Source organism: Herbiconiux sp. SALV-R1 (assembly GCF_013113715.1).
Taxonomy (GTDB): Bacteria; Actinomycetota; Actinomycetes; order Actinomycetales; family Microbacteriaceae; genus Herbiconiux.
Genome location: NZ_CP053344.1, coordinates 3,442,896 through 3,465,216 on the forward strand (window position 1 = coordinate 3,442,896; position 22,321 = coordinate 3,465,216).

Below are 22,321 nucleotides of genomic sequence, written 5' to 3' on the forward strand. Positions count from 1 at the left end.
CCATGGCACTAGGCCGTAGGAACAGAGGCAGACTCCTCGCGGCGATCGGCTCGACGATCGCCGGCACCGCGTTGCTCGCGGGATGCTCGGGCGCGTCGCCGAGCACCCCCGACCCCGACGAGGTGAGCGGCTCCATCACCGTGTGGAGCTGGGAGACCACCGTCGAGGACACGGTGAAGATGTTCGAGGAGGAGTACCCGAACATCGACGTCACCCTGGTGCACCAGGGCGACGGCAACACGCTCTACCAGCAGATCCAGACCGCCTTCGAGGCCGGTTCGGGCGCACCCGACGTCACCATGGTCGAGTTCGACATGATCCCCCAGTGGGCGCTGTCGAAAGACATCACCTCGCTCTCCGCTCTCGGCGCCGACGAGATCGCCGGCGACTTCACCGACGCCACCATCGGCCTCGCCACCATCGACGGAACGCTCTACGGCATCCCGAGCGACGCCGGCCCCATGGCGCTGGCCTACCGCACCGACCTGTTCGAGCAGGCCGGCATCGCCGTTCCCACCACCTGGGACGAATTCGCGAAGGCGGCGGAGGCCTACAAGGCCGCCTACCCCGACTCCTACATCGCGAACTCGCCGTTCGCCGACACGAACACGCAGCAGATGCTGTGGCAGGCCTCGGTCTTCCCCATCCACATCGACGGCGACACCATCGGCATCGACTACGACTCGCAGGAGGCCGTCGACGTGGTGTCGTTCTGGAACGATCTGGTGCAGCGCGACCTGGTGTCGAGCATCCCGGTCTACTCGCCCGACTGGAACAAGGCGATCGCCGAGGACACCATCGGCAGCATGCTCGCCGCGGCCTGGAGCGAGCAGCTCACCGCTCCCGCGGCGGAGGGCACCAACGCCGGCAAGTGGACCGTCGCACCCCTCCCCACCTGGAAGGCGGGCACGCCTGCCTCCGCCCTGTGGGGCGGCAGCGCCTACGCGGTCACCGAGCAGAGTGCGAACAAGCCGGCAGCCGCCCTGTTCGCGGAGTTCGCGGGTCACGACGAGCGCATCTCGAAGCTGCCGAACGCCGGGTTCCCGGTGCTGAAGCAGTACGCCGAGAACGACGAGTTCCTCGCCACCCCCGTCGACTTCTACGGCGGCCAGGCGTCGAAGGCGGTCTTCGCCGAGGCCATGACCACCGTGCCCGACGGCTGGGAGTGGAGCCCGTTCTCGTCGACCGTGATGAGTGCCTTCAACGAGAAGCTCGGAGACATGACGAAGGGCAAGCTCACGCCCGAGGAGGCGATGGCCGAGATCCAGTCGACGGTGACCGACTTCGCCACCGACCAGGGCTTCACGGTCAGCGAGTAGTCGCTCGACCGGTTCGCGGGGGCTCCGCCGAGGGGCCCCCGCGAACCGCTGAGAAGGAGATCACCATGTCAGTCAGCTCATCGGCCCGCAGGCGGCGACTCATCCCGTACCTGCTCGTGGCCCCGTTCGTCGTCGCCTTCGTCGTCTTCGTCGTGGCGCCCATCCTGCTCGCCCTCTACAACAGCCTGTTCGTCGACCGGCTGATCGGCGGGGTGTCGTTCGTGGGCGTCGACAACTACATCAAGGCGTTCACCGACAGCGACTTCTGGGCGGGCTTCGGGCGCATCGTGCTCTACGCGCTCGTCTTCGTGCCGCTGCTCGTGATCGTGCCGCTCGGCCTCGCGCTCGTGCTCGACGCCAAGGCGGTCAAGACGCGCGGACTGTACCGCCTCGTCTTCTTCCTCCCCTACGCCGTGCCCGGGGTGATCGCGACGCTCATGTGGGGGTTCCTCTACGGGCCCTCGATCAGCCCGCTCAACTTCGTGGCCGAGCAGCTCGGCCTCCCCGGCCCCAATCTGCTGAGCGACGACGCCGTGCTGTGGTCAATCGTGAACATCGGGCTGTGGAGCTGGGCCGGGTACAACATGATCATCTTCTACACGGGCCTCCAGACCATCGGCCACGACGTGGTGGAGGCCGCGCGGCTCGACGGCGCGAGCACCTGGCGCATCGCCCTCAGCATTAAGGTGCCGCTCGTCGCCCCCATCGTCACGATGGTGGTCATCTTCGCCATCGTCGGGTCGCTCCAGCTGTTCACCGAACCGTTCGTGCTGCAGCCGCTCGCGCCCACCTCCATCCCCAACGACTTCACCCCCAACCTGTACGCCTACACCCTCGCGGGCGCCGGCCGGCAGCTCAACTACGTGGCGACGCTCTCCTTCGTGCTCGCCGCGCTGGTGGGGCTGGTCGCCCTGGTGTACCTCCGCATCAGCCGCAAGGCGAATCGAGTCGACTCATGAGCATCCGCACCTCCCGCCGCATCGACCGCGACCCCACCAGCGCGCTGGCGACCGTGGTGTTCATCGGCTTCGCGCTGTACATCCTGGCGCCGATGCTGTGGCTCGTCATCAACGCCACCAAGTCGAACAGCCAGCTCTACACGAGCTTCGGCTTCTGGTTCTCCGACACCCCCCAGCTCTGGCAGAACATCGTCGACGTGTTCGCGCAGCGCGACGGCATCTTCCTGCGCTGGATGGGGAACACGCTCCTCTACTCCACGGCGAGCGCCCTCGGCGCCACGCTGGTCTGCTTCCTCGCCGGCTACGCCTTCGCGAAGTGGGAGTTCCGCGGGCGGTCGGCGCTGTTCTGGACCATCATGGCGGCGATGATGGTGCCCACCACGGCCCTCGCCATCCCGACCTACCAGATGCTGAGCGGCGCGGGTCTCGTGAACACCCCGTGGGCGATCATCCTCCCCTCCATCGCCAGCCCGTTCGGCCTCTACCTCATGCGGCTCTACACCGCGTCGGCCGTGCCCGACGAACTGCTCGACGCCGCCCGCGTCGACGGGGCGGGCGAGCCGCGCATCATCAGCGGCATCGTGCTGCCGATCGTGTCGCCCGGGCTCGCCACCGTGTTCCTCATCTCGTTCGTGAACACCTGGAACAACTACCTGCTGCCCCTGCTCGTGCTGAACGACGTGAACATGTACCCGGTGACCCTCGGCCTCACCGGGTGGAACAACCAAGCGACCTTCCCCGCGGCCGGCAGCACCGTGATGTACCCGCTGGTGATCACGGGGTCGCTCCTGTCGATCATCCCGCTCATCATCCTCTTCCTCTTCATGCAGAAGTACCTGCGCAACGGCCTCACCCTGGGCGCCGTGAAGTGACCCCGCACACGACGACCTCGAAAGCGACGATGAACGACACACTCGACTGGAATGCCCCGCACACCATCTCGACCGGTGAGGAGCTCGCCGCCGAGGTGGCGCGCCTCGGTGCGGCAGCCGACCTGCCGGCGGCCTTCGACGACACGTCGACGCGCGCCGGGCGGGAGCTGCACTGGGAGGTGCGCTCGCTCGAGGCCTTCGCGTCGAACGACGGCGTTCCGGCCGGCGACGCTCCGGCCGACGGCGCCTTCGCACCGGTGGAGCTGCCGCACACGGCGATCGCACCGTTCCTGCACTTCCGCAGCACCGCTCGCGAGCTCGAGGCGCTCGGCGAGACGTTGAACCTCACCGTGGGCGCCGCCGACTACGAGACGTGGGTGTTCGTCGACGGCGTCGAGCTCGCCCGCCACCGGGGGTACTTCGCGCCGTTCTCCGCACGGTTCGACCGCGCCGGGCGCGACGAGGTGCAGATCGACATCGTCACGCGGCGCGCCGTCGACGAGGTGACCTGGGACGGCACCGACAGCGCCCCCAACACCGGCGACGCCCACGGCAAGGGCCTCGGCTCGGTCTGCGAGGGCCTGCCCACCGCGGGCACGGGGCTCCTCGCCCCCGTGCGACTCGAGGCACTGCCGGCGATCGGAATCACGGATGCGTGGTGCCGGCTGCGCGATGCGGCAGTGGTCGTCGAGGTGGAGCTGGAGGCGGGGTCGACCACCGGGGCCGGGGCCGAGTCCGCGGCCAGTGCCAATGCCGAGGCCGATGCGACCGCCACCCTGCACGCGGTGCTGCGCTCCGCATCCGAGGACACCGTCCTCGCCGAGACCGGCACCGAACTCGCATCGGCCGCCGCCGCCGGCCGCCACACCCTCACCCTCGACGCCTCGGCGCTGCCCGAGTGGTCGCCCGTCACCCCCGGGCTCTTCGTGCTCGAGATCGAGGTGCGGCAGGCGGGCGCGGTGCTCGACCGGCACACGCAGCGCACCGGCGTGCGGCGCTTCGAGCGCCTCGCCGATGGCTCCCTCGAGCTAGGCGGCACCCCCCTCTTCGTGCGCGGCACCACTACCATCGGCGATCTCTGGGAGCCTGCCTGGTCGGGCGACCGCGAGCTGCTGCTCGAACGCCTGCTCGAGCTGCGCGCGCTGAACGCCAACGTGCTGCGCGTGCACGTCTCGGTGCTGCCCGACCTGTTCTACCGCTGCGCCGACGAGCTCGGCATCCTCATCTACCAAGACGCGCCCCTGCAGTGGCACTGCTTCGAGCCGGTGCGCGACGACCTCGACCCCGAGGTCGAGCAGGTCGCCGAGCTGCTGCGGCTCGTGCGGCGGCACCCGAGCGTGGTGGTGCTCTCGTTCCCGAACGAGATGCACATGTGGGAGCCCTTCCACGACAGCGACGTCGAGTTCGTCACCCGCGCTGCCCAGCGCGTGGAGGAGCTCGGTCACTCGCTGCTCGTGGTGCAAGACCACTCCGGGCCCACCCGCCCGCAGGTCACCCCGCAGAGCTTCCACGAGTACCCCGGGTACTTCGACGGCACCTCGGCGAGCACCTTCTCGGCCATCGCCTTCGAGGGCGAGGGCACCAAGGCGATCATCTCGGAGTTCGGAGCCGGCGGCGCGCCCTCCTGGGAGGCGCTGCAGCGCACCGCCCGCGCCCACCGCATCGACGAGACCCCTTTCCCGCTGCCCGCCTCGCCCTCCGAGGCCTGGCACGCCGAGCCCGCGCGCACGCACGTGATCGGCGGCACGATGGACCTGCTGCAGCGCGCCGTCGGCCGCCACGACGACTTCGAGTCGACCAGGGCGGCCTCGCAGGCCCACCAGGCCCGCGTGCTCTCGCGACAGGCGGGGCGCATCCGTCGTGACCGGGCGGCGTCGAACGGATGCATCCAGCACTACTTCAGGCAACCCACCGACTATCTGTACAACTCCTGGTTCGACCTCGCCATCGTCGATGCGGCGGGTGAACCGACCGCCGCCTTCCAGGCACTGCGGGAGGCCTATCGCCCCGTGGCCGCCGAGCTGCTCGGTGTGCCCGAGCGGGTGTTCGAGGGGGCCGACGTGCGCGGCACGCTCTGGCTCTACAACGACCTCGCCGAGAGCGTCGAGCTGCGCGCCGAGTGGACCGTGACGCGCGACGGGGCACCCATCTCCGCCGGCGGCGGCGAGCTCTCGCGGCTGGTCGAGCCGCACACCTCACTCGACGCCGGGGCGGTCGTCTTCGCCGAAGGCGTCGAGCCCGGCCGGCACGAGGTGGAGCTGACGCTGCACCTCGGCGGCCGGGAGTACACCCGCCTGCGCACCGCCTTCGAGGCGCGTGCCCAGCTGACCCCGCTCGATCTCGAGGTGGCCGTGCTCGGCGACGTCGAGGGCTTCGCCCTGCGCACCGGCGGCTGGCTCGGCGACGTCGTGCCGTGGACAGCCGGTGCGGCGACCGTCGTCGTCACCCCGGGCACCCCGCTCGACGACGAGACACGGCAGACCCTCATCGAGCGCGTGGCGCGCGGCGGCCGGCTGGTGCTGCTCGAGCGCCCCGCGGGTGAAGACGTGGGCTGGACGAGCCCCTCCGTCTCCGCGGTCATCGCCGGCGACCTGCACACCGAGCTCGCCCACGCCGAGTTCTCGCTGCTCGACAGCGGGCTGCGCACCGACGACTTGAGCCGCTGGCCCACCCACGACGGCAGGGTGGTCACCCACCCGGTGCTCGCCGCCGACGGGAGGCAGTCGCCCGGCTGGGCGAGCACGGGCCCGCGCCTGCAGTACTGGGCGGTGCAGGAGTTCAAGAACCGCTACGGCTCCACCGTCGTGTGCCAGGCGCACGTCTGGGACTCCGTGGCCGACCCCGCCGCCTCGGCCCTGCTGCGGCACCTGCTCGCCAAACCGGCGCGGGTGATCGCGTGAGGCACGACTGATGCCCAGGATGCTCGGGATGCGCGCACCGCGTGTCACTATGGAAGCGGACTGGTACGCGATGTACCGCGCCGAGAGCCGCCCGCCCAGGAGAGGACAGCATCGTGACCGACGACGATTCACGACGATACGACGTCGGAGTGCTGGTGAAGGCGATCGACGTGATCGAGGCACTGGTGGGCACGAACGGTCTGGGGCTGACGGAGCTCGCCTCGGCGGCCGGCGTGAGCCGCGGCTCGGTGTTCCGCATCGCGACGACGCTCGAGGGCAGAGGTTGGCTCAGCAAGCATCCCGACAGCAAGAAGTACTACATCGGGGAGCAGTTCCTCGCCCTGCTGTCGCGCTTGGACTCCCGGGTCGACCTGGTCTCGCTCGCCCAGCCCGCGATGACGCGGCTGCGCGACCAGTTCGGCGAGACGGTGAACCTCGGCAGGCTCGCGGGCGGCACCGTGGAGTACGTGCACATCGTCGAGAGCGAGCACGGGCTGCGCATGGCGTCGAAGCCCGGGGCACGCGACCCGTTGCACTCCACCGCCATGGGCAAGGCCCTGCTCGCCCGGCTGAGCGACGACACCGTCGAGGCCCTCTTCCCGCCGGATGCGCGGGAGCGGCGCACCAGCCGCACCATCACCACCCTGAACGGCCTGCTCGCCGAGATGGAGCGGGTGCGCGAAGCCGGCTGGGCCGAAGACGCCGAGGAGAACGAGATCGGCTCGCGCTGCATCGCCGTGGCGATCTCGGGAATCGACGGGAACCCCGTCGCCGCCCTCAGCATCTCAGGGCCGACGGCCCGCATCGACGACGCCCTGGCGGCTCAGATCGCCGAGAGCCTGCGCGAATCGGCGGCCAAGCTCGAGGAGTCGCTCGGGGCCGGGCTCATGCAGACGGCGGTCGGCGCGCTGTAGCCCCCGAGGGCCGCGGCACCCCCGCGCCGCCCCTCGTCGCCCACACCCCTCACGCCGCGCGTGCGGGGCACTTCGTCGTGCCTCGGCTACAAATGCTCGCATTGCGAGTCGCAACGCTTGCACTACGAAACAGTCGCAGCTAGCATCGCTGCTGTCACCCCCGCGACCGAAGAGAGACCATGTCAGACACACGCACCTCCACCGCCTCCGCCGAGCTCTTCTCGCAGGCCCTCGACCTCACGCCCGGCGGAGTGCACTCCAACGTGCGACTCGCCTCGCCGAAGGTCTTCTTCGCCCGCGGGCAGGGCTCCCGGCTCTGGGACGTCGACGGCAACGACTACGTCGACTACCTCCTCGGCCAGGGCCCGATGTTCCTCGGCCACGCCCCCGTCGACATCAACGACGCCGTCGCCCTCGCCGTCTCGCAGGGCATGGTGTTCGGTGCCGAGCATCCGCTCGAGGTCGAGGCGGCAGCCGGCGTGCTCGGCACCCTCGGCTGGGCCGAGCGGGTGCGGTTCGGCCTCACCGGCACCGAGGCGGTGCAGGCCGCGCTGCGGCTCGCCCGCGCGGCCACGGGCCGAACGCGCTTCGTGCGCTTCGAGGGGCACTACCACGGCTGGCTCGACAACGTGCTGCTCGGCCCCGACCCCTCCGTTCCGGCGAGCGCCGGGCAGTTGGCCAGTCACCTGGGCGACTCGATCGTCATCCCCTGGAACGACGCCGACGCGCTCGAGTCGCTGCTCGCCACGCGCCACGACGAGGTCGCCGCGGTCATCATGGAGCCCGTCATGTTCAACATGGGAGCGGTGCTCCCCCGCGACGGCTACCTGCAGAAGGCGCGCGAGCTGTGCGACCGCTACGGCATCGTGCTCATCTTCGACGAGGTCATCAGCGGCTTCCGGGTGGGGCCACAGGGCGCCGTCGGCCTCACCGGCGTGGTGCCCGACCTCGCCACCTACGGCAAGGCCATCGCGGGCGGCTGGCCGGTCGCCGCGCTCGCCGGCTCGGAGCGCCTCATGGGCCTGTTCGGCACGGGCGAGGTCAACCACTCCGGCACCTTCAACTCCTCGGTCATGGCCTGCGCCGCCGTCGCCGCCACGATGACCCGCCTGCGCGAGAACCCTCCGTATGCCGAGCTCGAGCGCGTGGGCACGTCTCTTCGGGAGGGGCTCGACCGCCTCGCCTCGCGCCACGGGCTGCCGCTGCACCTGCAGGGTCTGCCGATGGCCTTCCACGCCTCGCTCGGCGGCCCCGACGGCGAGTACCACGACTACCGAGGGCTCGCCTCGCGTGACCTCGCCGGGTACGCCGCTCTCAGCACGCAGCTGGCCGAGCACGGCGTCTGGGTGGCCGGCCGCGGCATCTGGTACGTCTCGGCAGCCCACACCGACGACGACGTCGCCGAGACCCTCGACCGGGTCGACAGCGCGCTGGCGGCCCGATGACCAGGGTCGGGGTGGTCAGCTTCTGGCACGAGACCAACGAGTACTCCGCCCGCCTCGCCGGGCTGCAGCAGTGGATCGACTACGAGCTGCTGACCGGCGAGGCCCTGCTCGCGGCGCACGCGGGCACCTCCTCGGTGGTGGGCGGCATGCTCCAGGCGCTCGGCGAGCGGGCCGTGCCCGTGTTCGCGGCGGGCGCCTGGCCCTCCGGCTGCACCCCGGCCGATGCGATGGCCGAGCTGCTGCGGCAGCTCGACGAGGCGCTCGAAGCGGCGGGCCCGCTCGACGCCGTGGCCCTCAACCTCCACGGTGCCACCGTGGCCGTGGGCGAACCCGACGTCGAGGCCCGCGTGGCGGAGCTCATCCGTTCCCGCGTCGGCGACGTGCCCGTCGCCGCGGTGCTCGACCTGCACGGCAACCCGTCGGTCGAGCTCGCGGCGCAGGTCGACGCGGTCATCGCCTACCGCACCTACCCCCACGTCGACATGCGCGAGTGCGGGCTCGAGGCGGTGGCTCTGATCGACCGGATGCTCGGCGGCGAGCGCCTCGCCACCAGCATCGCCAAGGTGCCGGTGCTCAGCTGCCCGCTCGTGCAGGGCACCGAGCACGGCGTGCTGGGCAGGCTGATCGCGGAGGGGAACGCGCGGGCCGCCGAGCTCGGACTCGCGCGCACCTCCGTGCTCGCGGGCTTCGCCTATCAAGACGCCGAGCGCGCCGGCATCTCGGTGCTCGTGGTGGCGCCCTTGGCGCTCCGGGCCGCTGCCGAGGGGCTCGCTCACGAGCTCGCCGACCGTGTGATCGCCGCCGACGCCGCCGGTGAGTTCCGGCTCGAGCTGCCGAAGGCCGACGAAGCGGTGACGCGAGCCAGGCACAGCGGGCTGCGCCCGGTCGTGCTCGCCGACGTCGCCGACAACATCGGGGCGGGCAGCGCCGGAGACGGCACCGTCATCCTCCGCGAACTGCTGGCGAGCGGCACCACCGAGGCGCTCGCGGTCATCGCCGACGCCGCGGTGGTCGCCCAGGCGTGGGATGCGGGGGAGGGCGCCACGATCGACTGCGAGCTCGGCGGCAAGACCGACTCGCTGCACGGCGAGCCGCTGCCGTTGCGTGCCGAGGTGGTGTCGCTCTCCGACGGCGTCTACGTCTCGGAGGGGTCATGGGCGGCCGGCGTGCGGTTCGAGATGGGCCGCACCGCGGTGCTCGGCGTCGCCGGCAACACGGTGGCGGTCACCGAACGAGCCACTCCCCCCTTCCACCGCGAGCAAGTGACCTCGCTCGGCATCGACCCGGCGCGCGCGAGCATCATCGTCGCCAAGGGCGCCCTCGCCTGGCGCGCCGCCTACGGCGACATCGCCGCCCTCACCATCGAGGTCGACGCCCCCGGAGCCTGCCCCGTCGACCCGAGCGTGCTCCCGCGCGTGTCCCGTCCGGTCACCGTGCTTCCCGCGCAGACGCCCCGCGCCGGGGCGACCCTCCCGCCCGTCGCCGACCGCGCATCCACCCCCACCCCCGCACAAGGAGACCCCGCATGAGACTGCTGCGCATCGGAGCACCCGGAGCCGAGACGCCCGCCGCCCTCGTGGACGACGACCACTACCTCGACCTCTCCGACCTCGTCGGCGACTTCGACGAGGCGTTCTTCGGCTCGGGCGGTCTCGACCGCATCCGCCCCGTCGTCACCGAACGGGTCGACGCCGTGCGGGCCGGCCGCCTGGCTGCCGAGCCCCTCGCCGGTCAGCGCATCGGCGCGCCCATCGCCAGGCCGCACCAGATCATCTGCGTGGGCCTCAACTACGCCGATCACGCCGCCGAGAGCGGGCAGGCCGTGCCCGAGGAGCCCATCCTCTTCACCAAGTCGCCGAACACCCTGGTCGGCCCCGACGACGAGGTGCGGCTGCCGCGCGGCTCGTCGAAGACCGACTGGGAGGTCGAGCTCGGCATCGTCATCGGCCGCCGCACGAGCTACCTCGACTCCGTCGACGAGGCGCGCGACGCGATCGCCGGCTGGGTGCTCGTCAACGACGTCAGCGAGCGCGAGTTCCAGCTCGAACGCGGCGGCCAGTGGCTGAAGGGCAAGTCGGCCGAGACCTTCAACCCCGCCGGCCCCTGGCTGGTGACGCCCGACGAGGTGCCCGAGGTGCGCGAGCTCGGCATGTGGCTCGACGTGAACGGCGTGCGGCGGCAGACCGGCTCGACCTCGACGATGGTTTTCGACCCCTTCGTCATCGTTCACTACATCAGCCAGTTCATGGTGCTGGAGCCCGGCGACCTCATCAACACCGGCACCCCGCCCGGCGTCGGCCTCGGCATGAACCCCCAGGTCTACCTCGCCGCCGGCGACGTCATGACCCTCGGCATCGACCGCCTCGGCACTCAGCGTCAGCTCGTCGTCGCCCCGCGCTGAGCGGCGGCGACCGTCGCCGACTGCAGGAAGCCCAGGAGCGCAGGCCACAACCGGGCTTCGGCCGCTGCGTGGCCCTCGCGCGTGCCGCCCAGCTCGATGCCGCCGGTGAAGAGCGAGTCGGTGGGCTGGAGGCCGAGGCGCAACAGGTGCCCGGCACGGGGGAACTCGTGCCGGGCGTCCGCGTCGGCGAACCCGCCACCCCGCCGGCCCTCGATCAGCTGGGCAGCCATCGACGCCGACGGCCACACCGCGTCGTCGGCACCTGACGCGACGAACAGCGGCGCCCCGATCTCTTCGGCGACGATGCGCGCGGTCTCGCGCTCGGCCCGCCCGGCGTGCGAGAGCCCGCCCTCGTAGGCCGGCCGCAGACGCAGCAGGGTCGGGCGGTCGTGCGCGGCGTCGCGGCGCAGCCGCCATCCGTTGCGCGCGAGCTGGGGCACGAGCTCGCCGGTGCGCACCGGAAGCCACCCCGGGTCGGCGCCCGCGAGGGTCCACGATCCGACGCCGGCCTGTTCGCCGCCGTCGCCCACCGCCTGCCAGCGCGTGGAACTCGGGCTGAGGGCGACGAGGGCGTCGGCGCGGGCGACCCCCGCCGCAGCCGCGGCCAGGAGCCCCTCGGCTCCGCGCGAGATGGCGTAGCCGGCGACCCGCTCCGAGTCGACGTCGGCCCGGGCGCGCAGCCAGTCGAGCGAGGCGCCGAAGCGCTCCAGCGGAATGCGCGAGATCACGGGAGCACCCGACTCGTCGACATCGGTCCAGTCGGTGACGAGGGCGACGAACCCCGCGCTCGCGAGCAACGACGCGGTGAGCCGCAGCGAGTCGACGCCGCCCTCCGACCCGCCGAAGCAGGCGACAGCCGGATGCTCGGGCACGCCGCCCGCGGCGGGAAGCGCGAGCAGCCCACGCCGGCCGTCGACGTCGACCTCCGCCACCGACACGCCCGCGGCCGCGGGAAGCCGCAGCACGGTCCGGCGCGCCAGGGGCGAGCCGGAGCCGCCGGGCTCACGCACCTCGATCGTCACCCGCAGCGCCTCGACGGGCGGCACGAACAGGTCGGGCACCTGGCCGGGCTGGGCGAAGCGCAGCGCGGCGACGGCCACCCCCGGTGACGCGGTCGACCAGTCGCCGGAGCGGGGTGCGGTCGTCGCGAGGTCGAGGCGCCCGTCGGCCGGAACGTCGAACACCGCCGTCGCGGCCCAGCGCCGCCCCAGCAGGTCGGTGCAGCTCGACGCCACCTCGACCTGCCGCCCGGTGGGAAGCCCCTCCACGACGACGGGGAACGGGTCGGAGTAGAGACTCTCCGCCGGCGCCTCGATGCTGACGCCGGAGGAGACGACGTCGGGCTGCTCGCCGGGTGCCGACGACGCGGTGACCGCGGCCGGAGCGACGGCAGCATCCGTCGCCGCGCCGGGCCCGCCCCCCGCCGCCGCCGCGGCAGCCGCCGCGTCGAGCCGCCCCGTCGCCCGGTCGAACCACCCCGGGAACACGGCCGACACCGTGCCCGCCACCCCGAACAGGGCGAACGGCACCACCCAGTAGCAGACGATGGAGAGGGTGCTCGCGTCGTCGCGGATGGTCGCCGAGCCCTCGACGATCGGCGGGATGAGCGACGACACCGTCATGAGCGCGAACACGCCGACCCACATCCAGGTCATCGCCGTGGTGATGTAGCGGAACCCGTCGGTGGCCGCGGTCGCCGCATCGACCGTCGACCGCGCCGCGTCGCGCACGAACGGCCTCCCGATCAGAACGCCCACCAGCGCGATGAGGAACAGGGCACCGTTGCTCGCCGGCTGCAGCCACCGCTCCACCACGGCGTCGTCGAGCACGAAGGCCGAGACGAGCGAGAGCGCGAAGAACACCAGACCTCCCACCTCGAGCGACCCGGGTCGCGCGCGCCTGACGAGCTGCACCAGGAACAGCGCGACTGCGACGGCGAACGCCACCGACACCGCGAGCAGATAGCTCGTGTTGCCGACGAGGATCCAGTAGACCACCCACGGCAGGAACGCCGTCACGAAACCGATCATGTGTCACGCCTCCTGAGCACTCGTGCCGAACGACCGCCGCAGCACCAGCGCGGCCTGGGAATAGGCGGCATCCTGCTCGGCGGCGTGGATGCCCGGGAAGAAGTAGTACCCGTGCGGCAGCCCCTCGGGGTACGAGGCCGTCACGTCGCGCCCCTTGGCCCGCAGCCGCGCCTCGAACTCGGCTGCCGAGTCGACGATGGGGTCGTGCGTGCCCGCCGTGAGGAAGGTGGGCGGGTAGGCGCCGAGCTCCCCCTCGATCGGGCTGGCCCACGGATGCGCCCAGCTCACGGTCGGCAGGTAGGCACCGCGGATGAATCCGAAGAACGCGCTGTCGTAGACGATCCCGCGCGGCGCCAGCCGCTGGAAGGAGGGGTAGCGCTCCGCCTGGAAGTCGACGAACGCACCCAGCAGCACCACCGCATCCGGAACCGGCTGCCCCTCGTCGCGCGCCCGCAGCGGCAGCGCCGCCGCGAAGTTGGAGCCGGCCGAGTCACCCGCCACGGCCACCCGGCCCGGGTCGCCGCCCAGACGCCCGGCCTCGGCGCGCAGCCAGCGGTAGACGTCCATGGCGTCGTCGAGCGGAACGGGGAACGGATGCTCGGGTGCCAACCGGTAGCCCGCCGAGACCACGAGCGCACCGCTCTCGACGGCGATGCGCCGGGTGAGGTAGTCGGTGTCGTCGCAGGAGCCGACGGTGAAGCCGCCGCCGTGGAAGTAGAGCACCACGGGGAGTGCCTCGTCGGGCGCGGCCGAGCGCGGGCGGTAGACCAGCGAGCGCACCACGCCGTCGCGCACCGGGAGGAAGACCTCGTCGACGTCGACCTCGGGCACCGCCTCCGCACCGCTCGGCGGAACGAGGTCGGGGTCGGGCTTCACCCGGTCGGCACCGATGTACCCGGTGCGCACCGGCGCGATCATGATGTCACGGAGAGCGACCGGCACCCGGTTGTTCGCGATGACGCGATAGTCGACGAGCGACGGGTCGCCGGGATCGATGTCGGCGAGCGGATCGGCCTCCACCACGACCGTGACGTCGGCGAGACCCTCGGGAACGGAACGAAGTCGATCGTCGATCATGACACGAGGGTAGCGAGCGCACCCCGCGGCGGTCATCCCCCTCCACGGGGGTCGGATCGCTCCGCGCTCAGCGGGTGACGGCGAGCAGGGCGCCCGACTCCATCGCCACCCAGACCGTTCCCGAGGCGTCGACGGCGAGGCCGTGGGGCTCCTCGTGGCCCGAGGGGGCGAGGTCGACGAGCTCGACCGTACCGTCGACGTCGAGGTGCGCGAGCTCGTTGGCTCCCCAGAGCGTCACCCAGAACCCGCCGGCCGGGTCGACGCAGAGGGCGTGCGGCTTCGACTCCGGCCAGGGCAACGGATGCTCGGTGAACCGCCCCTGCCTGTCCACCCTGCCGACGGCACCGGCCAGGATCTCGGTGAACCAGGCGGCGCCGTCATCACCGACGACGATGCCCACCGGGCCGGAGTGCGGAGTGGGGATGTCGAACAGCTGCACCGCCGAGTCGCCGCCCCTGATGTAGCCGATCGCATTGGCCTGGTTGGCCGTGAACCAGAGGCTCTCCCCCGAGGAGGCGATCATCGACACGAAGCCCTCCCGGGTTCCGGAGGGGTACTCGGTGACGCGCCCGAACAGATCGATGTGACCGAGCGCATCCCTCCCCAGCTCGGTGAACCAGGCGGTGCCGTCGGCCTGCGAGGCGATGCCGAAGGGCTGCGCCTCGGGCGTCGGCACATCGATCCGCCGCACGACGCCGGCCGGCCCCACCAGCACGAGCGCATCGCCCCCGGTGTCGGAGACCCACACCGTGTCGTCGCCCGCCGCGACCACCTGCGAGCTCTGCATCGGCCCGACACCGGATGCGACGGAGACCTGGGTGCGCTCGAACCGCAGCTGCGCACCCGGCCCTTCAGCATCCGTCCCGTCGGCGATGGGCGTGCCGGGCGTCCCGCGCACGACGGCTCCGGCGTGCACCAGCGTGCACCACACCGCCCCGTCGTCGGTGACCGCCACCGAGTAAGGGCCCTCGCCCCGCGAACCGACCTCGTGCACCGCGATGGAACTCATGCCGCGAGCCTAGCCGGGCACGCCGACGGAAGCGCAGGCCTTCGGAAGCGCGAGGCTACGGGATCAGCGCACGCGGCGGGCGGTGAACTGCAGGCGGGGGTGGGCGAAGGCCTCCTGCGACTCGACGATGCGCAGTTCGCGCTCGCCCGAGCGGTGGGTGGCGTCGATGAGGTCGAAGACGCTCGACGCCGTGCGCTCGAGCGCGGTCTGGAGGCTGCCCGTGGAGCGGTAGTGCGCGGTGAACAGGGCGGCGGTGACGTCGCCCGAGCCGTTCGCCTTGAGCGGGATGCGCGGGGTCTGCACGAGCCACCCCTCCTCCCCGTCGGCGGCGAGCATCTCGATGGTGTCGGGCTCGCGGTCGGGGCGCTCCACACTCGTCACGAGCACCACGGAGGGGCCCATGTCGCGGGCGAGATCGACCGCCTCGAGGGTCGACTCGAGGGAGGCGGGCTCGGTGCCGGTGAGGTAGCCGAGCTCGAACTGGTTCGGGGTGATGATGTCGGCGACGGGCACCACGCGGTCACGCAGCAGGTCGGGGATCTCGGGGGCGACGAAGCACCCCGACACGGCGTTTCCCATGACCGGGTCGCACGCATAGATGGCCGAGGGGTTCGCCGCCTTCACCCGGCGCACCGCGTCGATCACCACGTCGGCGACACCCGAGTCGCCCTGGTATCCCGAGAGCACGACGTCGACGTCGGGGAACGCGCCGCGCTCCTCGATGCCGAGGATGACCTCGTGCACGTCGGAGGGCGCGAGACGGGGGCCGCGCCAGGCGCCGTACCCCGTGTGGTTCGAGAAGGTGACCGTGTAGACCGGGAGCACCTCCACCCCGATGCGCTGCAGCGGGAAGACCGCCGCCGAGTTGCCGACATGTCCGTAGGCGACCGCTGACTGGATGGAGAGCACCTTCATTCTTCGACGATATCCCAGATCGCGACCGGGTCTGCCTGAGCCACGGTAGACTGAGAGACCTGCCCTCTCCCCGACCTGAGGAGTCCGCGTGATCGTTGTCCTGCTGATGTTCGCAGGACTGACGGCGCTCACACCGTTTCTCACGCGCATCCTGTCGACCCGGGTGTTCTACCTGGTGGCGGCCCTGCCCGCCGGGGCCTTCGTGTACACGCTCACGCAGGCGCCCGCGGTGCTCGACGGAGGCGAGGTCACCGAGATCCTGCCGTGGATTCCGCAGCTCTCGATCGCGCTGTCGTTCCGCGTCGACACGTTGAGCTGGCTGCTCTCGCTCGTGGTGCTCGGCGTCGGCGCGCTCGTCCTGGTGTACTGCGCCCGCTACTTCTCGCCCCGCGAGCCGCAGCTCGGTCGCTTCGCGGCACTGCTGCTCGCCTTCGCCGGCGTCATGTACGGGCTCGTCACCGCCGACGACGTCTACGTCATGTTCATGTTCTGGGAGATCACGAGCGTGCTCTCCTATCTCCTCATCGGCCACTACACGGCGCGCAAGGAGAGCCGCGGTGCCGCGCTGCAGGCCCTTCTCGTCACCACCTTCGGCGGCCTCGCGATGCTGGTCGGCATCATCCTGCTCACCGTCGACGCCGGCACCACCTCGCTCGCGCAGCTCGTGGCGACACCGCCCGAGGGCAGCGCGCTCGTCACCACGGCGATCATGCTCATCCTCGCCGGTGCGCTGTCGAAGTCGGCGATCGCCCCGTTCCACTTCTGGCTTCCGGCAGCGATGGCCGCCCCCACCCCCGTGAGCGCCTACCTGCACGCCGCGGCCATGGTGAAGGCGGGCATCTACCTCATCGCGCGCCTCGCCCCCGGTTTCGCCGACACCCCGGGGTGGACCCCGGTGCTCGTCACGCTCGGCGTGTGGACCATGCTGCTCGGCGCCTGGCGGTCGCTCCGGCAGTACGACCTCAAGCTGCTGCTGGCCTACGGCACCGTGTCGCAGCTCGGCTTCCTCACCGTCGTCGTCGGCTTCGGCACGCGCGACGCCGCCCTGGCCGGCGCGGCGCTGCTGCTCGGCCACGCCCTGTTCAAGGCGACCCTCTTCCTCGTCGTCGGCATCGTCGACCACGACGAGGGCACGCGCGACCTGCGCGAGATCTCCGGTCTCGGGCGACGGCGACCCGTGCTCGCCACGGTCGGCTTCATCGCCGTCGCCTCCATGGCAGGGGTTCCGCCGCTGCTCGGCTTCGTGGCGAAGGAGGCGGTGCTCACCGCGCTCCTCGAGTCGCATTCCGTCTGGGGAATACTCGCGCTCGTCGGAGTCTCCCTCGGTTCCGTGCTCACCGTCGCCTACTCGGCCCGGTTCTTCTGGGGCACGTTCATGGCGAAGAAGCAGGTTCAGGTCGCCGAGCAGCCGGCACCCGACCACAAGCCCGACCCGCTCATCCTCATCGCCCCGCTCATCCTCACCGCCGCCACCGTCGCGGGCGGCCTGCTCGCCACCCCGCTCGGCACGGTGCTCGAGCCCTACGCCGACACCGTGCCCCACGACTTCGCGTACGTGGCGGGCGAGGGCCCGTACCACCTCGCGCTCTGGCACGGTCTCGAGCCGGCGCTCGGCATCTCGGCCCTCATCATCGCGGCGGGCCTCGTGCTCTTCGCGCTGCGGCGGCCGTTCGCCCGGCTGCAGCGCAAGGTGCCGCACACCTTCGACGCCGCCCGCGACTACCTGCGCATCGTGCGCGGCGTCGACGCGCTCGCCGCCCGCACCACCGTGTTCGCACAGAAGGGCGGTCTGCCGCAGTACATCGGCACCATCCTCATGGTGTTCGTGCTGTGCCTCGGCGCGACCACCGCCCTCAACCGCACCTGGCCCGGCACCTTCGTGCTCTGGGACTACCCGGCGCAGGTGTTCGTGGCCGCCGCCATGGGCGTCGCCGCCGTCATGGCGGCGCGCGCCACGCACCGCCTCGCCGCGGTGCTGCTCGTGGGAGCGACCGGTTTCGGTCTCGTCGTGCTGTTCGCCTTCCACGGCGCGCCCGACCTCGCCCTCACCCAGGCGCTGGTGGAGACGGTGACGGTCGTCGTGTTCATCCTCGTGCTCCGCCGCCTCCCCCCGAAGATCGCCCAGCACAACCGGCCCGTGCGCCGGGGCCGCCGCATCGTGATCGGCGTGCTCGTCGGTGTGACGATGGGCGTGGTGGGCTACGTCGCCGCCGGCGCGCGGCAGGCCGGCAGCATGGCGGAAGAGCTCGCCCGGCTCGCCGTCGAGGAGGGCCACGGTCTCAACGTCGTGAACGTGATGCTCGTCGACATCAGGGCGTGGGACACGATGAACGAGCTCTCCGTGCTCATCGTCGTGGCCACGGGGGTGGCGAGCCTGCTGTTCGTGACCGGCCGCAACGTCACCATCCCGCGGCTCCGCGAGTCGAAGGGCCGCCGCCAGGGCACGGCGCGGGTGAAGCTCGTGAACGACCCGCACACCTCCGACGACGCACCCGACGACCGTCAGCACTCGTGGCTCCTGGGCGGCAAGACGCTGTCGCCGGTGAACCGCTCGCTCATTCTCGAGGTGCTCGTGCGCCTCATCTTCCACCCCGCGATCGTGGTGTCGATCTTCCTGCTGTTCGCCGGCCACAACGAGCCGGGCGGCGGCTTCGCGGGCGGCGTGCTCGCGGGTCTCGCGCTCATCGCGCGCTACCTCGCGGGCGGCCGCTACGAGCTCGGCGAAGCGCTGCCCATCGGGCCGGGGGCCCTGCTCGGCGTCGGGATGCTGCTGGCCACCGGCACCGCGATCGGCTCGCTCTTCCTCGGCGCCGACGTGCTCACCTCCGCCTACTTCTCCACCGAGCTGCCGGTGCTCGGCTACGTCTCCTTCGGCACCTCCACCATCTTCGACATCGGGGTGTACCTCGTGGTGGTGGGCGTCATCCTCGATATCCTGCGGGCCCTCGGCGGCGAGGTCGACCGGCAGCAGGCGGAGGCCGACGCGGGCGGCGACGGCGACGGCGACGGCAACGACGCGAGCGTCGGAGGAGGAGGCGACGGTGACAGCAGCGGCGACGCCGACGGCCACTCCGTCGTCGCCGAGGAGGCGGAGCAGGGCGCCGTCACCGCGGGCACCGCTCCGGGAGGAGGTGGCCCCCGATGAACGCCTCACTCACCCTCATCGTGCTGATGGCGCTGATGTACGGCACCGGTGTCTACGTGATGCTGGAGCGCAGTCTCACGCGCATCCTCATCGGCTTCCTGCTCGTCGGCAACGCCACGAACCTGCTCATCTTCATCATGTCGGGCCGCTCGGGGGCGTCGCCCATCATCGACGACGGCACCTCGGGCGCCGAGATCGTCGACCCGGTGCCGCAGGTGCTCATGCTCACCGCGATCGTCATCAACTTCGGTGTCACCGCGTTCATCCTCGCCCTCATCTACCGCTCGTGGTGGCTGTCGAACCTCGGCGACGAGGGCGACGACGTGATGAGCGACGAGGAGCAGGAGGATGCGATCGAGGCCGACCAGGCGGAGCAGTTCCACGCCGGGCTGAGCGGAGACGACGCCGCGGTGCTCGAGGTTCTGGAGGAGGACGCCGATCACGACGACGACGAGCACGACCTCGACCACGTCGATCCGAGCGAACGCGACAGGGATGTGATGCGATGAACGCCCTCGCCCCCCTGCTCGTGCTCATCCCGCTCGTCGGTGCCGCCTTCACGCTCATCCTCGGCCGCTACCCGCGCGTGCAGATCGCCATCTCCGTCACGGCGCTCACCGCGGTGACGGCCGCGGCCGCCGTGCTGCTCGCGCACGTCGACCGCACCGGCAACCCGGTGGTGGTGCAGGTCGGCGGCTGGGAGCCGCCCTTCGGCATCGTGCTCGTGGTCGACCGGCTGTCGGCGATCATGGTGGTGGTCTCGGCGCTGATGCTGCTCGGCGTGCTCCTGTTCGCGGTGGGCCAGGGCATCGCCGACCGCGACCGCGACACCCCGGTGTCGATCTTCCACCCCACCTACCTCATCCTCTCGGCGGGCCTGTTCGACGCCTTCATCGCGGGCGACCTGTTCAACATGTACGTCGGGTTCGAGATGCTGCTCGCGGCCAGCTACGTGCTGCTCACCCTTGGCGGAACCGGGTCGCGCATCCGTGCCGGCGTCACCTACGTGGTGGTGAGCCTGGTGTCGTCGCTGCTGTTCCTCGGCGCGATCGCGCTCATCTACGGGGCCACCGGCACCGTCACCATGGCCCTGCTGTCGGAGCGGCTCGGCGACCTCCCGCTCGACGTGCAGGCCATCCTGTGCGCGGCGCTGCTCGTGGGCTTCGCGGTAAAGGCGGCGGTGTTCCCGCTGTCGTTCTGGCTGCCCGACTCCTACCCCACGGCGCCCGCGCCGGTCACGGCGGTGTTCGCAGGCCTGCTCACCAAGGTGGGTGTGTACGCCATCATCCGCACCGACAAGCTGCTGTTCTTCGACGTGCCGCTGATGGTGCCGCTGCTCATCGTCGGCGGGCTCACGATGCTCATCGGCATCCTCGGCGCGCTCGCGCAGGCCGACGTGAAGCGGCTGCTGTCGTTCACCCTGGTGAGCCACATCGGCTACATGATCTTCGGCGTCGCGCTCGGCACCGAGCTCGCGATGGGCGCCACGATCTACTACATCGTGCACCACATCGCCGTGCAGACCGCGTTGTTCCTCGTGGTGGGCCTCGTCGAGCGGGTGGGCGGCTCGACCTCCATCACGAAGCTCGGTGGGCTGCTGCGCAAAGCACCGTTCGTCGCCGCGCTGTTCTTCATCGGGGCGCTCAACCTCGGCGGCATCCCGCCGTTCTCGGGCTTCCTGGGCAAGGTCGGCCTGTTCGAGGCCGGCGCGCAGAGCCCGTCGCCGCTCGTCTACGTGCTCATCGGGGCCGGCACCGTCACGTCGCTGCTCACCCTCTACGCCCTCATGCGGGTGTGGAACATGGCGTTCTGGCGGTCGAAAGACGAGGTCGAGGGCTACGAGTCGCCCCTCATCGAGTCGCTGCAGGAGAGCCCGGATGCGAACCGCGGCACCACCAAGACGGCCACCGTCACCGAGACGGGAACCCTCGCGCCCATCCGCACCTCGAGGCTCATGACGGGGGCGACCACGGGGCTCATCGTGCTCACCCTCGGGCTCACGGTGTTCGCCGGGCCGCTGTTCTCGCTCACCCAGCGGGCGGCGATCAACGTCGTCACGCCCGAGAACTACGTCGAGTCGGTCTTTCCGGGAGGCACCCCGTGAAGGCCGTGATCGCCTCGGGCGTCGTGCCGTTCCTCGGCCTGGTGCTGCTCTGGATGCTGCTCTGGGGCGAGTTCACGGTCATCAACCTGCTCATCGGCGTGCTGCTGGCGCTCGTCGTATCGATCACCTTCTACCTGCCGGCGGTGCGGCTGAGCGGGCGGCTCAACGTGCTGTGGGCTGCGGTGCTGTTCGGGCGGCTGCTCGTCGACATCGTCGTGGCGTCGCTGCAGATCACCTGGGTGGCGGTGAACCCGCGCTACCGGCCGTCGAACGCGATCATCGCGGTGCAGCTGCGCAGCCGCTCCGACCTCGTGATGACGTTCACGGGCGAGGCGGTGTCGCTCGTGCCGGGTTCGCTGGTGCTCGACCTCGATCGTGACGAGGGCATCCTGTATCTGCACGCGCTCAACGTCACCTCGCTCGAGCAGATTCCGAAGCTGAAGCGGGAGGTGCTGGCGACCGAGCGCCGCATCATCCTCGCCGGGGGGTCGCGCGACGACCTCGAGCGGTTGCGCGCGGAGGAGCAGAGGGAGGCCGGTGCGGGTACCGCTGCTGGTGCCGCGGGGAAGGAGCCGGGCTCGTGATCGTCGTCATCGTCATCGCCGGGGCGCTCATGGCGGCCGGCGCGGTGGGTGCGCTGTACCGCATCATCAAGGGCCCCTCCGCCCTCGACCGCATCATCGCCTCGGATGTGCTGGTCGCCACCGCGATCATCGCCATCGGCGCCGAGATGGCCATCAACCGGCACACCGACAACCTGCCCGTCATGCTCGGGCTCGCACTGTTCGGCATCGTCGGATCGGTGAGCGTCGCCCGCTTCATCTCGTCGAGGGACGACACCTGATGGACATCCGTGACGTCATCACCGCCGTGCTGGTGCTGCTCGCCGCCCTCATGTGCTTCGCGGCGGGGGTGGGCCTCATCCGCTTCCCCGACGTGCTGTCGCGCCTGCACGCCGCGACGAAGCCGCAGATCCTCGGACTGATCGCCATCTCGGCCGACGTCGCCGTGTCGAACCCCTCGGCCGGCACCATCACGCTCGCGGTCGCCATCGTGTTCTTCCAGAGCCTCACGGCACCGGTCTCGGCGCACCTCGTGGGCCGCGCGGCCTACCGCACCCACCACTTCCGCCGCGACATCCTCATCGTCGACGAGTTCACCCCCACCGACCCACCCCGCGAGCCCCGACGAGGGTCGGGAGGACCGCCGGAGCTGTAGCCGGGGCTGCTAG

General features: G+C 71.2%; 18 protein-coding genes. 14 read left to right on the forward strand and 4 right to left on the reverse strand.

The window, feature by feature from the left end:
- The first annotated feature begins 2 nt into the window (after positions 1-2).
- From HL652_RS16390 to HL652_RS16425, 8 genes are all read left to right on the forward strand, one after another.
- Positions 3-1,319, forward strand: coding sequence for an extracellular solute-binding protein (locus HL652_RS16390; protein ID WP_171706296.1), 1,317 nt, complete (start codon positions 3-5; stop codon positions 1,317-1,319).
- A 65-nt stretch (positions 1,320-1,384) separates the two neighbouring features.
- Entirely contained in the window at positions 1,385-2,278 is an 894-nt protein-coding gene (locus tag HL652_RS16395) for a carbohydrate ABC transporter permease (RefSeq protein WP_171706297.1), read from the forward strand.
- Positions 2,275-3,150 (forward strand): carbohydrate ABC transporter permease, encoded by an 876-nt coding sequence (locus HL652_RS16400; protein WP_171706298.1) that lies wholly within the window; start codon positions 2,275-2,277, stop codon positions 3,148-3,150. The genes HL652_RS16395 and HL652_RS16400 overlap by 4 nt, the downstream gene beginning before the upstream one ends.
- A gap of 29 nt (positions 3,151-3,179) precedes the next feature.
- Positions 3,180-6,050 (forward strand): hypothetical protein, encoded by a 2,871-nt coding sequence (locus HL652_RS16405; protein ID WP_171706299.1) that lies wholly within the window; start codon positions 3,180-3,182, stop codon positions 6,048-6,050.
- 113 nt (positions 6,051-6,163) lie between these two features.
- Positions 6,164-6,964 carry an IclR family transcriptional regulator gene (locus HL652_RS16410; RefSeq protein ID WP_171706300.1) on the forward strand — a complete coding sequence of 267 codons (801 nt, stop codon included), beginning with the start codon at positions 6,164-6,166 and terminating at the stop codon, positions 6,962-6,964.
- 179 nt (positions 6,965-7,143) lie between these two features.
- On the forward strand, positions 7,144-8,409 hold the full coding sequence (locus HL652_RS16415; protein WP_171706301.1) for an aspartate aminotransferase family protein: 1,266 nt from the start codon (positions 7,144-7,146) through the stop codon (positions 8,407-8,409).
- Positions 8,406-9,938 (forward strand): M81 family metallopeptidase, encoded by a 1,533-nt coding sequence (locus HL652_RS16420; protein ID WP_171706302.1) that lies wholly within the window; start codon positions 8,406-8,408, stop codon positions 9,936-9,938. Before HL652_RS16415 ends, HL652_RS16420 begins: the two co-directional genes overlap by 4 nt.
- A complete protein-coding gene (locus HL652_RS16425; RefSeq protein WP_171706303.1) occupies positions 9,935-10,810 on the forward strand; it encodes a fumarylacetoacetate hydrolase family protein in 876 nt (291 codons plus the stop codon). The genes HL652_RS16420 and HL652_RS16425 overlap by 4 nt, the downstream gene beginning before the upstream one ends.
- Here the strand turns inward: HL652_RS16425 and HL652_RS16430 are convergent.
- From HL652_RS16430 to pdxY, 4 genes are all read right to left on the reverse strand, one after another.
- Positions 10,786-12,840, reverse strand: coding sequence for an acyl-CoA thioesterase/BAAT N-terminal domain-containing protein (locus HL652_RS16430; protein WP_171706304.1), 2,055 nt, complete (start codon positions 12,838-12,840; stop codon positions 10,786-10,788). The genes HL652_RS16425 and HL652_RS16430 overlap by 25 nt on opposite strands.
- 3 nt (positions 12,841-12,843) lie before the next feature.
- Positions 12,844-13,917, reverse strand: coding sequence for an alpha/beta hydrolase (locus tag HL652_RS16435; RefSeq protein WP_171706305.1), 1,074 nt, complete (start codon positions 13,915-13,917; stop codon positions 12,844-12,846).
- A 67-nt stretch (positions 13,918-13,984) separates the two neighbouring features.
- Positions 13,985-14,926, reverse strand: coding sequence for a Vgb family protein (locus HL652_RS16440; RefSeq protein ID WP_171706306.1), 942 nt, complete (start codon positions 14,924-14,926; stop codon positions 13,985-13,987).
- A gap of 63 nt (positions 14,927-14,989) precedes the next feature.
- Complete coding sequence (gene pdxY, locus HL652_RS16445; RefSeq protein ID WP_171706307.1) at positions 14,990-15,841, reverse strand: pyridoxal kinase PdxY; 852 nt, start codon at positions 15,839-15,841, stop codon at positions 14,990-14,992.
- Between the two features lie 88 nt (positions 15,842-15,929).
- Here pdxY and HL652_RS16450 point away from each other — a divergent pair, with 88 nt between their 5' ends.
- Genes HL652_RS16450 through mnhG form a run of 6 tightly spaced genes read left to right on the forward strand, consistent with a single transcriptional unit; the run spans position 15,930 to position 22,308 of the window.
- Complete coding sequence (locus HL652_RS16450; protein WP_171706308.1) at positions 15,930-18,986, forward strand: Na+/H+ antiporter subunit A; 3,057 nt, start codon at positions 15,930-15,932, stop codon at positions 18,984-18,986.
- Entirely contained in the window at positions 18,983-19,495 is a 513-nt protein-coding gene (locus HL652_RS16455) for a sodium:proton antiporter (RefSeq protein ID WP_171706309.1), read from the forward strand. The genes HL652_RS16450 and HL652_RS16455 overlap by 4 nt, the downstream gene beginning before the upstream one ends.
- The gene (locus HL652_RS16460) at positions 19,492-21,090 is read left to right on the forward strand and encodes a Na+/H+ antiporter subunit D (RefSeq protein WP_171706310.1); all 1,599 of its coding nucleotides are present in this window, start codon (positions 19,492-19,494) and stop codon (positions 21,088-21,090) included. The genes HL652_RS16455 and HL652_RS16460 overlap by 4 nt, the downstream gene beginning before the upstream one ends.
- Positions 21,087-21,674, forward strand: a complete 588-nt coding sequence (locus HL652_RS16465; RefSeq protein ID WP_171706311.1) for a Na+/H+ antiporter subunit E — start codon at positions 21,087-21,089, stop codon at positions 21,672-21,674. The genes HL652_RS16460 and HL652_RS16465 overlap by 4 nt, the downstream gene beginning before the upstream one ends.
- A complete protein-coding gene (locus HL652_RS16470) occupies positions 21,671-21,934 on the forward strand; it encodes a monovalent cation/H+ antiporter complex subunit F (RefSeq protein WP_253743376.1) in 264 nt (87 codons plus the stop codon). The genes HL652_RS16465 and HL652_RS16470 overlap by 4 nt, the downstream gene beginning before the upstream one ends.
- Complete coding sequence (mnhG, locus tag HL652_RS16475) at positions 21,934-22,308, forward strand: monovalent cation/H(+) antiporter subunit G (RefSeq protein WP_171706312.1); 375 nt, start codon at positions 21,934-21,936, stop codon at positions 22,306-22,308. Before HL652_RS16470 ends, mnhG begins: the two co-directional genes overlap by 1 nt.
- Positions 22,309-22,321: the final 13 nt, after the last annotated feature.

Excerpts from the sequence above, each read along its gene's own strand:
- HL652_RS16390 (WP_171706296.1), top strand. The coding sequence starts at position 3 with ATGGCACTAGGCCGTAGGAACAGAGGCAGACTCCTCGCGGCGATCGGC.
- HL652_RS16395 (WP_171706297.1), top strand. The coding sequence starts at position 1,385 with ATGTCAGTCAGCTCATCGGCCCGCAGGCGGCGACTCATCCCGTACCTG.
- HL652_RS16400 (WP_171706298.1), top strand. The coding sequence starts at position 2,275 with ATGAGCATCCGCACCTCCCGCCGCATCGACCGCGACCCCACCAGCGCG.
- HL652_RS16405 (WP_171706299.1), top strand. The coding sequence starts at position 3,180 with ATGAACGACACACTCGACTGGAATGCCCCGCACACCATCTCGACCGGT.
- HL652_RS16415 (WP_171706301.1), top strand. The coding sequence starts at position 7,144 with ATGTCAGACACACGCACCTCCACCGCCTCCGCCGAGCTCTTCTCGCAG.
- HL652_RS16420 (WP_171706302.1), top strand. The coding sequence starts at position 8,406 with ATGACCAGGGTCGGGGTGGTCAGCTTCTGGCACGAGACCAACGAGTAC.
- HL652_RS16425 (WP_171706303.1), top strand. The coding sequence starts at position 9,935 with ATGAGACTGCTGCGCATCGGAGCACCCGGAGCCGAGACGCCCGCCGCC.
- HL652_RS16430 (WP_171706304.1), bottom strand. The coding sequence starts at position 12,840 with ATGATCGGTTTCGTGACGGCGTTCCTGCCGTGGGTGGTCTACTGGATC.
- HL652_RS16435 (WP_171706305.1), bottom strand. The coding sequence starts at position 13,917 with ATGATCGACGATCGACTTCGTTCCGTTCCCGAGGGTCTCGCCGACGTC.
- HL652_RS16440 (WP_171706306.1), bottom strand. The coding sequence starts at position 14,926 with ATGAGTTCCATCGCGGTGCACGAGGTCGGTTCGCGGGGCGAGGGCCCT.
- pdxY (WP_171706307.1), bottom strand. The coding sequence starts at position 15,841 with ATGAAGGTGCTCTCCATCCAGTCAGCGGTCGCCTACGGACATGTCGGC.
- HL652_RS16455 (WP_171706309.1), top strand. The coding sequence starts at position 18,983 with ATGAACGCCTCACTCACCCTCATCGTGCTGATGGCGCTGATGTACGGC.
- HL652_RS16460 (WP_171706310.1), top strand. The coding sequence starts at position 19,492 with ATGAACGCCCTCGCCCCCCTGCTCGTGCTCATCCCGCTCGTCGGTGCC.
- mnhG (WP_171706312.1), top strand. The coding sequence starts at position 21,934 with ATGGACATCCGTGACGTCATCACCGCCGTGCTGGTGCTGCTCGCCGCC.